Annotated in this window: 9 protein-coding genes and 1 pseudogene; 2 read left to right on the top strand and 8 right to left on the bottom strand. The window is 51.8% G+C overall.

Going from position 1 to position 12,148, the window contains the following annotated elements; genetic code table 11:
- Positions 1-5: 5 nt before the first annotated feature.
- The 4 genes from glpX to cmtB are packed head-to-tail and all read right to left on the bottom strand — an operon-like array spanning position 6 to position 4,120.
- Positions 6-971, bottom strand: coding sequence for a class II fructose-bisphosphatase (gene glpX / locus HEM79_RS17345; protein ID WP_176242669.1), 966 nt, complete (start codon positions 969-971; stop codon positions 6-8).
- A complete protein-coding gene (locus tag HEM79_RS17340) occupies positions 968-2,245 on the bottom strand; it encodes a zinc-binding dehydrogenase (RefSeq protein WP_176242671.1) in 1,278 nt (425 codons plus the stop codon). The genes glpX and HEM79_RS17340 overlap by 4 nt, the downstream gene beginning before the upstream one ends.
- Before the next feature lie 14 nt (positions 2,246-2,259).
- Complete coding sequence (gene cmtA / locus HEM79_RS17335; protein ID WP_176242672.1) at positions 2,260-3,648, bottom strand: PTS mannitol transporter subunit IICB; 1,389 nt, start codon at positions 3,646-3,648, stop codon at positions 2,260-2,262.
- 28 nt (positions 3,649-3,676) lie between these two features.
- The gene (gene cmtB / locus HEM79_RS17330) at positions 3,677-4,120 is read right to left on the bottom strand and encodes a PTS mannitol transporter subunit IIA (RefSeq protein WP_176242674.1); all 444 of its coding nucleotides are present in this window, start codon (positions 4,118-4,120) and stop codon (positions 3,677-3,679) included.
- A gap of 351 nt (positions 4,121-4,471) precedes the next feature.
- Between cmtB and HEM79_RS17325 the strand changes: the two are divergent.
- Positions 4,472-4,786, top strand: a pseudogene (locus tag HEM79_RS17325) (prohibitin family protein); the annotation flags it as partial.
- A gap of 218 nt (positions 4,787-5,004) precedes the next feature.
- Here the strand turns inward: HEM79_RS17325 and tkt are convergent.
- A complete protein-coding gene (tkt, locus tag HEM79_RS17320) occupies positions 5,005-6,996 on the bottom strand; it encodes a transketolase (protein WP_176242676.1) in 1,992 nt (663 codons plus the stop codon).
- A gap of 277 nt (positions 6,997-7,273) precedes the next feature.
- Here tkt and loiP point away from each other — a divergent pair, with 277 nt between their 5' ends.
- Positions 7,274-8,032, top strand: coding sequence for a metalloprotease LoiP (loiP, locus tag HEM79_RS17315; protein WP_010350362.1), 759 nt, complete (start codon positions 7,274-7,276; stop codon positions 8,030-8,032).
- Positions 8,033-8,240: 208 nt separating this feature from the next.
- Here the strand turns inward: loiP and speB are convergent, their stop codons facing one another.
- The 3 genes from speB to speA form a co-directional block, all read right to left on the bottom strand.
- On the bottom strand, positions 8,241-9,161 hold the full coding sequence (speB, locus tag HEM79_RS17310) for an agmatinase (protein ID WP_000105566.1): 921 nt from the start codon (positions 9,159-9,161) through the stop codon (positions 8,241-8,243).
- Positions 9,162-9,296: 135 nt separating this feature from the next.
- Positions 9,297-10,028 carry a hypothetical protein gene (locus HEM79_RS17305; RefSeq protein WP_176242678.1) on the bottom strand — a complete coding sequence of 244 codons (732 nt, stop codon included), beginning with the start codon at positions 10,026-10,028 and terminating at the stop codon, positions 9,297-9,299.
- 143 nt (positions 10,029-10,171) lie between these two features.
- Positions 10,172-12,148, bottom strand: coding sequence for a biosynthetic arginine decarboxylase (gene speA / locus HEM79_RS17300; RefSeq protein WP_021551352.1), 1,977 nt, complete (start codon positions 12,146-12,148; stop codon positions 10,172-10,174).

Raw genomic sequence — 12,148 nt, 5'->3', positions numbered from 1 at the left:
CACCATCAATGCAGGGAATCTATTATATTACACGTTTGGTCCGCGCCGCCGATCAGTAATGTCTGCGTCCGCACCCCATTCGCCGTCTGTTGTATACCGTTCACCAGCTCTCCGCCCGTGACGCCCGTGGCACTAAAGAGGATATCTTTTCCCCTCACCAGTTCGTCGAGTGAGTACACTCGGTTAACGTCAACTCCCATTTCCTTACACCGCTTGCGCTCCTGCTCTGCAATTTGCCGATTTTCGGTGTAGTCACCTTTGGCCTGACAAAAATCAATCAGCTCGGCCTGCATATCCCCGCCCAATGCTTTAACAGCGCAGGCAGAAATAACGCCCTCTGGCGCACCGCCGATGGTGTACATCACGTCGTAAGGATTATCCTGCCAGCAGGTCAGCACGCTGGCGGCAACATCGCCATCCGGCAGAGCAAAAACCTTCACGCCAAGCTGCGTCGCTTCCTCAATCGCGGCACTCAGGCGCGGTTTATCAAGCGTAACCATACGTAACCGATCCAGTGGTTTACCTAACGCTTTCGCCACGTTGCGCAAGTTTTCTGTAAGGGGCAAAGACAGATCGATTGCCCCGGCAGCCAGTCGATTAACGACCAGTTTTTTCATATACATATCGGGCGCGTGAAGCAAGCTGTCTCGTGGGGCGAAGGCCATGACCGCCAGCGCATTGCTCTGCCCCATCGCTACCATCCGGGTGCCTTCAATCGGGTCAACCGCGATATCGACTTCTGGTCCATCGCCTTTGCCCACCTTTTCGCCAATCCACAGCATCGGCGCATGATCAATTTCCCCCTCGCCGATAACCACTCGTCCACGAAAAGCGACGTCATTTAATGCCTGGCGCATCGCGGTGACCGCCAGGCCATCAATTTTATTTTTGTCGCCACATCCGGTTTGCGGCCAGGCAGCCAACGCTGCCTGCTCCGTAACGCGAAATAATGGCCACGCCAGGGACATCATTGCGCGGCCTCCCCGATATCAACGCCAAATTGTGCCAGCAGATATTTCTCGGCCTGTTCATTCCAGATGCCGTGCGTTTCCTCAACCAGTCGCGCCAGCTCTTTAAACAGCGGATCTGTTTTGCCTTTTTCGGCAAAATCGGCAATGGCGGTCAGCGGCATTGTCACGCCGTTATAAATGAGTTTTTTACCGCCGGGGATATCTGGCAAATTAAGCACGGTTTCTGGCACCGCATCCAGCCCACCGATATGGGTAACCATAAAAGACGGCTGCAACTGCCCCGTGGCGCTAAGGGCAATCGCCTCTTTCATATCGTCCGTGGAACCGCCTGACGTCCCAACGACGTGCGTACTGTTGTAATGAACGTTGTAGAAATTAAACGGCACTTTGAAGTTTTTATCCGTCGGCCCGGCAAAGAAGTTCAGGCAGCCGTCTTCTGCCAGCAACTCATCAGCCATCTCAACGACCGAAGGCACCGCTGCATAGACAAACACGTCATCGAACCCGGCATCTCCTGTCAGCGTCCGTAGCGTCTGAACTGGATCGCTCATCCCTTTGGTATTTACATACACCAGCTCAATGCCCTTGCTTGCAGCCAGTTCCACCGGCAACAGCTTCTGCACCTGCGCCAGGCGTTTTTCGTCGATATCGACCACCACCACCCGCGACGGTTGTACGCCGCCGTTAATGGCGTAATCGATAGCGCCAATTCCCATCGGGCCAGCACACGCCAGCAGCGCAATATTGCCCCCAGGTTTGACGCCCATGCGATGCTCATAAACATATTGTGTGGTGTGATAATTGGCATGATAAGCGCCAATAATGCAGCACATCGGCTCCGCCAGCGACGCCGCTGCAAAATAAGAACCGTGATACGGTAATACACAGCCCAGGTTAATGGCGATTTCGGGAATAATCATATAGGTGGCATTACCGCCGAAATATTCGTAGCTGTATCCGGCTGAATATCCAGTGGGTAATCCCATTGCCGGTTGCAGTACAAAACGTTGGCCTTTTTTATATTTGCCAGTGAGATTTTTACCCACTTCGACAATAACCCCGGCACATTCATGCCCGGTAATTACCGGATGATTTTCTAAATCGTCAGGCACCCGTTTATGTTCGCTACCGAGTAACGCCGCTTTCCAGGTAGATAAACAAACGCTGTCAGAAATTACACTCACTAACAGTTCATTATCGGTAATTTCTGGCAGTTCAAATTCGCGCAGACGGACATCCCGCTTGCCATAAATAGCAGCAACTTTGGTTTTCATTTTTACCTCTGTAATCAGTGTTTATGTTCGGCGGTTAATTGATTAAATAACGTGTCGAGCTTTGGATCACCAATATAGTTATTAATCAATATCAGCGGTTTATCCGTCACACGTTTCACGCGTCCTTCCAGACTGGCGTGTGTGACCACAATATCGGCATCCGCAGGCACGTTTTCTATCGCGTAATGTTTTACTTCTATTGCCAGCCCCGCTTTTTCCAGGCGCTTACGGAAGGTGGTTGCGCCCATCGCGCTGGAGCCCATCCCCGCATCGCAAACAAAGGCAATACGCTTCACACGGCTTAATGAAAATGCGCCTTCCTGCTTCATTACTTTAACCGCATTGGCAGATTCGGTGAACTCATCTTCGCTCTCCGTTTCCACCGTTTTTTCCATCTTCAGTATCAGAGAAGTGATGACAAAGGAGACCAGGGTGCCGACCGTAACACCGGCAATTGTCGCCAGGAACGAGCCTTTCGGCGTCAGTGCCAGGTAGGCAAAAATAGACCCCGGACTTGGGCCAGCCACCAGACCACCGTCCAGCAAATTAAACATCCAGGTTCCAGACATACCGCCCGCAATCATGGCGATAATGGTCAGCGGCTTCATCAGCACATACGGGAAATACAGTTCGTGGATGCCGCCAAGAAAGTGAATAATCATCGCACCTGGCGCAGAACGTTTACTCATTCCTTTACCAAACAGACTAAACGCCAGCAGCAACCCCAACCCTGGCCCCGGATTCGACGCCACCATAAAGAAGATGGATTTGCCGTTAACCGAAGCCTGTTGCATCCCCAACGGGTAATAGACACCCTGATCGATCGCGTTATTGAGGAAAAGCACTTTCGCAGGTTCATTGATAACAGACAGCAGAGGCAGATAGCCCGCATGTACCAGCGCCTCAATACACTCTTTGACGAAAGTATTGGCTATTAACACCGCTGGACCGATAACTTCAAAACCTAACAGGCAGAGAGCCATCCCGGCGATACCTAATGAGAAGTTATTGATAACCATCTCAAAACCAGCGGGGATGCGTTTTTCCAGTGCCTTATCGACATATTTAATCATCAGGCCGCCAAGCGGTCCCATAATCATCGAACCCAGGAACATGGGGATCTCAGCACCAACAATTACGCCAATCGTCCCTATGCCCCCCATCACCGCACCGCGTTTACCGCCGACCAGGTGACCACCGGTAGAACCAATCATCACCGGTAATAAATAGGTAATCATTGGGCCGACAATTTTGGCGAAATGTTCATTCGGCAGCCAGCCGGTAGGAATAAATAATGCAGTAATAAAACCCCAGGCAATAAAAGCACCGATATTGGGAATGACCATAGCGGTCAAAAAGCCCCCAAAAGCCTGAACCTTTGCACGAGCAGACTTGTTTTCCATAATATTATCCTGTAGAGGAGAGAGTCCATTATTCGCGGCTGATAATGTCCGCTAATTGTTTTTCTGATGATGCTGTTAAGAGTTGTTCCAGTATTTCTTCTTCGCACAGTAATTCACTTAACGCCTGAATAGCGCCAATGTGCGAATCGGCATCGGCAGCAGAAAGCCCGATGAGTAATTTAATCGGTTCGTCATTCCCGGGAAAATAAACGCCTTGTTTAAGTAACGTCAAAGACATCCCGGTTTTGAGCGCCCCACATTCTGGCCGCGCATGAGGCATTGCCACGCCTGGTGCGAGAATATAATAAGGGCCATTGCTAATGGTGGAATCTTTAATAGCCTGAATGTAATTCTCGCTGATATAGTCTTTTGTTAATAATGATGCCATCGAAAAATCAATAGCCTCCTTCCAGTCTTTAGCTGCATGTATCACTGAGATTGATGATTCTGGAAAATAATCAATAAGCCGCATAAATTATCCCTATTTTTAGAGTACCGACTGTCGGTGAAAATAAAATACGCGCGCAAAAAATTGAAAGCAATTGGGCTAAAAAGGCGAACCACCAGAAGAGGAAAAACAAACAAGCCATAAATAACAACAGGTTGCGATTAGTAATTATAAAGTCAACTTTCTGTTTGTGAGTTGAATTGCAAATAAGACAAATTTATGATTATTGTGTTTGTGATAACGCTCACCATTTATAGCTTGAAAGTCCGAAAACAGATAAAATAAATCTTACAGCCCCTTCTTTATAGATTCTTAATATTCGGGGTTGACTGTTATCCTCACATCAGAGGGGGCATATTCCTTGCTTTGCTCAATTCTGACGCTTATGAGAAGTCGATTGAAGATCGAATGAAAGCGGAAGTCGCCATTGCCACACGTAAGCAAAATCTGTAAACGGAGAAAATCCAGGCGCAAATTGCCGTAACTCAGGCTCAGGCAGAAGCAGACAGCAGCTAAAGCGGAGACTATTGCGTAAGAGGTGCGGCTAAAGCTGAAGCTATCCGCCTGCGCGGTGAGGCTCTGCGGGACAATCCGGGTCTTGTTGCCCTTACCACTGCTGAGCGTTGGGATGGCAAATTACCCGATACCATGATCCCCGGTAGTACTGTTCCGTTTATCTCAACCAAGTAAAAAGAGCCGCGTTTGCGGCTCTTGAAACTGATGGCAAGGGCTAAACTGCCGGATGCGCTACGCTTATCAGCCTACACAGTTCCTGCAATTTATTGAATTTGCATGATTTCGTAGGCCGGATAAGGCGTTCACGCCGCATCCGGCATGAACAACGCGCACTTTGCCAACAATATGAAGGGCCGCGCTTTCGCGGCCCTTCTCACAAAGCATCTTACCGATTACAGCAACGCTTTTGCTTTCGCAACAACGTTTTCAACGGTGAAGCCGAACTCTTCAAACAGTTGCTCTGCCGGTGCAGACTCACCGAAGGTGGTCATGCCGACGATAGCACCGTTCAGGCCAACATACTTGTACCAGTAGTCAGCAATGCCAGCTTCCACCGCAACACGAGCGGTAACCGCTTTCGGCAGTACGGATTCACGGTAAGCCGCATCCTGCTTGTCGAATGCGTCGGTAGAAGGCATGGAAACCACGCGCGCTTTCACGCCTTCAGCAGTCAGTTTTTCGTAGGCAGCGACAGCCAGCTCAACTTCAGAACCGGTAGCGATGAAGATCAGTTCCGGCTGACCGGCACAGTCTTTCAGCACATAACCACCGCGCGCGATGTTTGCCAGCTGCTCTTCAGTACGTTCCTGCTGCGCCAGGTTCTGACGGGAGAGGATCAGCGCGGTCGGGCCGTCCTGACGCTCAACGCCGTATTTCCACGCTACAGCGGATTCAACCTGGTCACACGGACGCCATGTAGACATGTTCGGGGTCACGCGCAGAGAAGCCACCTGCTCAACCGGCTGGTGAGTCGGGCCATCTTCGCCCAGACCGATGGAGTCGTGAGTGTAAACCATCACCTGACGCTGTTTCATCAGCGCAGCCATACGTACCGCATTACGTGCGTATTCTACGAACATCAGGAAGGTGGAGGTGTACGGCAGGAAGCCACCATGCAGAGAGATACCGTTAGCAATCGCGGTCATACCGAACTCGCGAACACCGTAGTGGATGTAGTTACCGGCAGCATCTTCGTTGATTGCTTTAGAACCAGACCACAGTGTCAGGTTAGACGGAGCCAGGTCAGCGGAGCCGCCGAGGAATTCCGGCAACAGCGAACCAAACGCTTCGATAGCATTCTGAGACGCTTTACGGCTGGCGATTTTCGCCGGATTAGCCTGCAACTTCGCGATGAACTCTTTCGCTTTCGCGTCGAAGTCAGACGGCATTTCGCCTTTCATACGACGGGTAAATTCAGCGGCTTCCTGCGGATAAGCTTTCGCATAAGCAGCGAATTTCTCGTTCCATGCGGATTCTTTCGCCTGGCCTGCTTCTTTCGCATCCCACTGAGCATAGATTTCAGACGGGATTTCGAACGGTGCGTATTTCCAGCCCAGCTGTTCGCGGGTCAACGCGATTTCAGCGTCGCCCAGCGGCGCACCGTGGGAATCGTGCGTACCAGCTTTGTTCGGCGAACCGAAACCGATGATGGTTTTGCACATCAGCAGGGACGGTTTGTCAGTCACTGCGCGCGCTTCTTCTACTGCGCGTTTGATAGATGCTGCGTCATGACCATCGATGTCGCGAATGACGTGCCAGCCGTAAGCTTCGAAACGCATTGCAGTGTCGTCGGTGAACCAGCCTTCAACGTGACCATCGATAGAGATCCCGTTGTCATCGTAGAACGCAATCAGTTTGCCCAGCTTCAGCGTGCCCGCCAGAGAGCAAACTTCGTGGGAGATGCCTTCCATCATGCAGCCATCGCCCATGAAGGCGTAGGTGTAGTGGTCGACAATGTCGTGGCCCGGACGGTTAAACTGCGCCGCCAGCGTTTTTTCTGCAATCGCCATACCGACTGCGTTCGCAATACCCTGCCCCAGCGGACCAGTGGTGGTTTCTACACCAGCGGTGTAACCCACTTCAGGGTGGCCCGGAGTTTTAGAGTGCAGCTGACGGAAGTTTTTCAGTTCTTCCATCGGCAGATCGTAACCAGTGAGGTGCAGCAGGCTGTAAATCAGCATGGAGCCGTGGCCGTTGGACAGCACGAAGCGGTCACGGTCAGCCCAGGACGGATTCTGCGGGTTGTGTTTCAGGAAATCACGCCACAGGACTTCGGCAATGTCAGCCATACCCATCGGGGCGCCCGGGTGACCGGATTTGGCTTTCTGTACTGCGTCCATGCTCAGCGCACGAATAGCATTGGCAAGCTCTTTACGTGAGGACATTTTGACTCCAGATCGGATGATGAAGGGCACGCCCTTAACGACTTGACGACAGCGCGTTTTGGGCTACGCCGGAAAATTTGCCAACAATTTACCGCAAGCCGCGCGTCATGTACATGGAACATCCTTTTGCCGCTTCAGAAATCTCTGGATCATGCTCGCATGTTGCGCAATCTGCTCGCCCGTCCGCTGCGCTTTTCCTTATACTGAGACTGAGCGTCGATTCACCTGCAAACGGCGCATTTTTAGAATAATCCTGACCTTGTGCGGAAGAGAAAACATGAAAATTCGCGCCTTATTGGTAGCAATGAGCGTGGCAACGGTACTGACCGGTTGCCAGAATATGGACTCCAGTGGACTGCTCTCATCAGGAGCGGAAGCTTTTCAGGCCTACAGTTTGAGTGATGCGCAGGTGAAAGCCCTGAGCGATCAGGCCTGTCAGGAGATGGACAGCAAGGCGACGATTGCGCCAGCCAATAGCGAATATGCTAAGCGACTGACCACCATTGCTAACGCGCTAGGCGACAATATCAACGGTCAGCCGGTGAACTACAAAGTGTATATGGCTAAGGATGTGAATGCGTTTGCGATGGCCAACGGCTGTATCCGCGTTTATAGCGGCCTGATGGATATGATGACCGATAACGAAGTCGAAGCGGTGATCGGTCACGAAATGGGGCACGTGGCGTTAGGCCATGTGAAGAAAGGGATGCAGGTAGCACTTGGTACAAATGCCGTGCGAGTAGCTGCGGCCTCTGCGGGCGGGATTGTCGGCAGTTTGTCACAATCACAACTCGGTGATCTGGGCGAGAAGTTAGTCAATTCGCAATTCTCCCAGCGCCAGGAAGCAGAAGCGGATGATTATTCCTACGATTTGTTGCGCCAACGCGGCATCAGCCCGGCAGGTCTCGCCACCAGCTTTGAAAAACTGGCGAAACTGGAAGAAGGTCGCCAAAGCTCAATGTTTGACGACCATCCGGCATCCGCCGAACGCGCCCAGCATATTCGCGATCGTATGAGCGCAGACGGGGTTAAGTAAGGTCCGGGGGTGCCTAACGTAGGTCAGATAAGGCGTTCACGCCGCATCCGACATTAATGGCACATTTGTTACACCGTGCGCATTGCCGGATGCGATGCTGACGCATCTTATCCGGCCTACGGGTGCCGAACGTAGGTCGGATAAGGCATTCACGCCGCATCCGACATTAATGGCACATTTGTTACACCGTGCGCATCCTATCCGGCGCTTACTCGCCCTTTTTCGCCGCCTGAATATAGAGCATCTCCAGCGCCAGCGTCGCTGCTGCCAGAGCGGTGATTTCCGACTGATCGTATGCCGGAGCCACTTCCACAACGTCCATCCCAACAATGTTGAGATCTTTCAGGCCGCGTACCAGTTTAATGGCGCGATCGGAGGTCAGGCCGCCAATCACTGGCGTACCGGTTCCTGGCGCGAATGCTGGATCAAGACAGTCGATATCAAAAGTCAGATAAACCGGCATATCACCCACAATCTGTTTCACCTGGGCGATAACATCATCCACGCTGCGATCGTTCACCTGGCAGGCGTCCAGCACGGTAAAGCCGTTGTCTTTATCAAACTCGGTACGAATACCAATTTGCACGGAATGATTCGGGTCAATCAGACCTTCTTTCGGCGCGGTATAGAACATCGTGCCGTGGTCAAATTCACAACCGTTAGCGTAGGTATCGGTGTGGGCGTCAAAGTGTACCAGCGCCATTTTGCCGAAATGTTTCGCATGAGCGCGCAGCAGCGGCAGCGTGACAAAGTGGTCACCACCGAAGGAGAGCATACGTTTACCGGCAGCCAGCAGTTTCTCTGCGTGCGCCTGCAATTTCTCGCTCATCTCACGGGCATCGCCGAAGGCATATACCAGATCGCCGCAGTCCACGACGTTCAGGCGCTCGCGCATGTCGAAATTCCACGGGAAACGGTTGTGTTCCCAGGCCAGGTTAGTTGATACCTGACGGATAGCCGCCGGACCGTGACGACCACCCGCACGACCAGAAGTGGCCATATCGAACGGTACGCCGGTAATCACCCAGTCAGCATCGCTGTCATACGGCTGGAAGTTCATCGGCAGGCGTAAAAAACCAAAGGCGTTGGAAACCAGTGAGTTATCGTATTGATGCCCTAAGGTGCTCATGGATGGACTCCTCTTACAAAGTCGATATAAAAAAACCCTTCCGCGTCGTTAGGCCCGACGAGGAAGGGTTGGATTTGCGAAACACAAGTTTGCGCTAATTATCGCCTTAAATGGGCGAGGCATCAAGCGAGGTTGCTATTTACGACACGGTGGTGGCGCATAGCCATTGTTGTCTGCCGGAAAGGCTTGTCCAGAGCACGGCGGCAGCGCGTTTTTCGCCGGGCCTTGCAATTCAAAGGCGGCAAAGCCGATCACCCCGGTATTACGCACATCGCCTTGCGCCGAATTGGCAGCGTAGGAATCTGCAACATTGGCGAACTGAAAAGCCGCCTCGGTATGTTTATCTTTGCGGAATCCTTTAATCGCTAACGAATCACCAGCGTTCACAATATAGCCATTGTTATTCAACGAACCTTGTTTACCATTCAGAACATCCAGGCCATCAACCGTAGCAACGATCTCATAGTTAGTGTTCCGGCTGTAGTTACGGACATATAATTGATAATTCATCCCCACTCTGGCATGAACAATATATCGCGGTTCATTATTTGATGAATCATAAACTCGCGTAATAGGTAGAGAATTAAAATTTGCATCACGAATAGCATATTCCAGTTCGTTAATACGAATGCTATAAACACGGTCGTAGCCGGAAGGAATATTTGTCGAATAATTAATAACGATCATCTCTGCCGGATCGCGCCAGGCGCGTTCAGCAGATACGCCCTGAACCGTTGAGTGTACATCTCCACCCCAGGCGGTGCCGACATTGCCCGATGCACTGCTATTATACTGCGCATTACTTGCGCAACCTGCCAACAGCACGACTAATGCCACCAACGCGCTACGTACTTTCCATTTTTTCATAACCGTTCCCTCTATTTAATTAATACAGCGATTGTAGGGGGATTATTTAATAAGAAAAGCAGCCAAATTATTTTTAAGAATATATAAAAAGAAAGCGGGCCGATTTACGTAAATAAATCGACCCGCCAGTGGAATAATCTTAATTATTCATCTTCAAGATAGGTATAACCGTACAAACCTGCCTCGAACTCTTCCAGGAACTGTTGTTGCAGCTCAGCATCCAGATCGGTTTTCTTCACTTGATCACGGAACTGGGTTAACAGCGTTTTCGGATCGAGCTGTACATATTGCAACATGTCCGCAACGGTATCGCCTTCATCAGACAGCTCCACTTCTACGCTGCCGTCAGGGAAGACGAACACATCAACCGCTTCGGTATCACCGAACAGGTTGTGCATGTTGCCGAGGATCTCCTGATAGGCACCGACCATAAAGAAACCGAGCATCGGCGGATTCTCCGGATCGTACTCCGGCATAGGCATTGTCGTGGCAATACCGTCACCATCGATATAGTGGTCGATAGCACCGTCAGAGTCACAGGTGATATCCAGCAGCACAGCGCGACGTTCCGGCACTTGATCCAACCCTTCCAGCGGCAGAACCGGGAACAACTGGTCGATCCCCCAGGCATCCGGCATTGACTGGAACAGCGAGAAGTTGACGTACATTTTGTCCGCCATACGTTCCTGCAATTCGTCGATAATCGGACGATGAGCGCGGTTTTGCGGATCCAGCTGCTTCTGCACTTCATGGCACATGCTCAGATAGAGCTGTTCCGCCCATGCACGTTCTTGCAGGCTAAAGGTGCCGGAAGAGTATCCGATATGAATATCGTGCAGATCCATCTGGCTGTCATGCAGCCACTCACGCAGAGAACGGCGAGTCCCCGGTTCGTGCATTTCCTGCCAGGTTTCCCACATGCTTTGCAGTGCGCGCGGCGCATCTTCTGCGGGCGCGGTCGGCACCGTGTATTCATTACGTTCCACGCCGATGATATTAGACACCAGCACGGTGTGATGCGCAGTCACCGCACGACCCGATTCGGTGATTACCGTCGGATGCGGCAGACCGTTTTCTTCACACGCATCACCAATCGCCCAGATGATGTTGTTGGCATATTCATTGAGGCCGTAGTTCACCGAACAATCGGACTGTGAACGGGTGCCTTCATAGTCCACGCCCAGGCCGCCGCCGACGTCAAAGCACTGAATATTGACACCCAGCTTATGCAACTCAACGTAGAAACGCGCGGATTCCCGAACGCCGGTGGCGATATCGCGAATATTCGCCATCTGCGAACCGAGGTGGAAGTGCAGCAGTTGCAGGCTGTCGAGACGTCCGGCTTCACGCAGCGTTTCAACCAGTTGCAGTACCTGGGTTGCAGCCAGACCGAACTTCGATTTTTCCCCGCCAGAAGACTGCCATTTGCCAGAACCTTGTGAGGCCAGACGCGCACGCACACCCAGACGCGGAACAACGTTCAGGCGTTCAGCTTCATCCAGCACAATGGCGATTTCCGACATCTTCTCAATAACCAGATAGACCTTATGGCCCATCTTCTCGCCAATCAGCGCCAGGCGGATATATTCGCGGTCTTTATAACCGTTACAGACGATGACGCTACGGGTCATGCCCGCATGAGCCAGCACCGCCATCAACTCGGCTTTGGAACCTGCTTCCAGTCCCAGCGGCTCACCAGAATGAATCAGAGATTCAATCACGCGGCGATGCTGGTTAACTTTAATCGGATAAACGAGGAAGTAGTCACCGTTATAACCATAGGATTCCCGCGCACGTTTAAACGCAGCATTAATGGAACGCAAACGGTGCTGGAGGATCTGCGGGAAGCAGAACAGTGCTGGCAGGCGCTGCCCCTGCGCTTCGCGGGTTTTCACCAACTGCGCGAGATCGACGCGAGCTTCCGGGACGTCCGGGTCCGGGCACACGCTGATGTGACCCAGCTCGTTAACGTCATAGTAGTTATTGCCCCACCAGGCAATATTGTAAGTACGCAGCATCTTGCTGGCTTCCTGGGAGCTCATTGCAACCTCCTGCATGGAGCGTAGTACACCGTGTTCGCCCGCTGACGAAGGCAAACTTATAGACATGTCGTCAGACAT

The organism is Escherichia sp. 93.0816 (assembly GCF_013368855.2).
In the GTDB taxonomy this organism is placed as follows: Bacteria; Pseudomonadota; Gammaproteobacteria; order Enterobacterales; family Enterobacteriaceae; genus Escherichia; species Escherichia ruysiae.
This window is presented reverse-complemented; position numbering and strand designations above follow the sequence as displayed.

Coding starts and splice junctions, on each gene's coding strand:
- glpX (WP_176242669.1), bottom strand. CDS start 971: ATGATGTCCCTGGCGTGGCCATTATTTCGCGTTACGGAGCAGGCAGCG.
- HEM79_RS17340 (WP_176242671.1), bottom strand. CDS start 2,245: ATGAAAACCAAAGTTGCTGCTATTTATGGCAAGCGGGATGTCCGTCTG.
- cmtA (WP_176242672.1), bottom strand. CDS start 3,648: ATGGAAAACAAGTCTGCTCGTGCAAAGGTTCAGGCTTTTGGGGGCTTT.
- cmtB (WP_176242674.1), bottom strand. CDS start 4,120: ATGCGGCTTATTGATTATTTTCCAGAATCATCAATCTCAGTGATACAT.
- tkt (WP_176242676.1), bottom strand. CDS start 6,996: ATGTCCTCACGTAAAGAGCTTGCCAATGCTATTCGTGCGCTGAGCATG.
- loiP (WP_010350362.1), top strand. CDS start 7,274: ATGAAAATTCGCGCCTTATTGGTAGCAATGAGCGTGGCAACGGTACTG.
- speB (WP_000105566.1), bottom strand. CDS start 9,161: ATGAGCACCTTAGGGCATCAATACGATAACTCACTGGTTTCCAACGCC.
- HEM79_RS17305 (WP_176242678.1), bottom strand. CDS start 10,028: ATGAAAAAATGGAAAGTACGTAGCGCGTTGGTGGCATTAGTCGTGCTG.
- speA (WP_021551352.1), bottom strand. CDS start 12,148: ATGTCTGACGACATGTCTATAAGTTTGCCTTCGTCAGCGGGCGAACAC.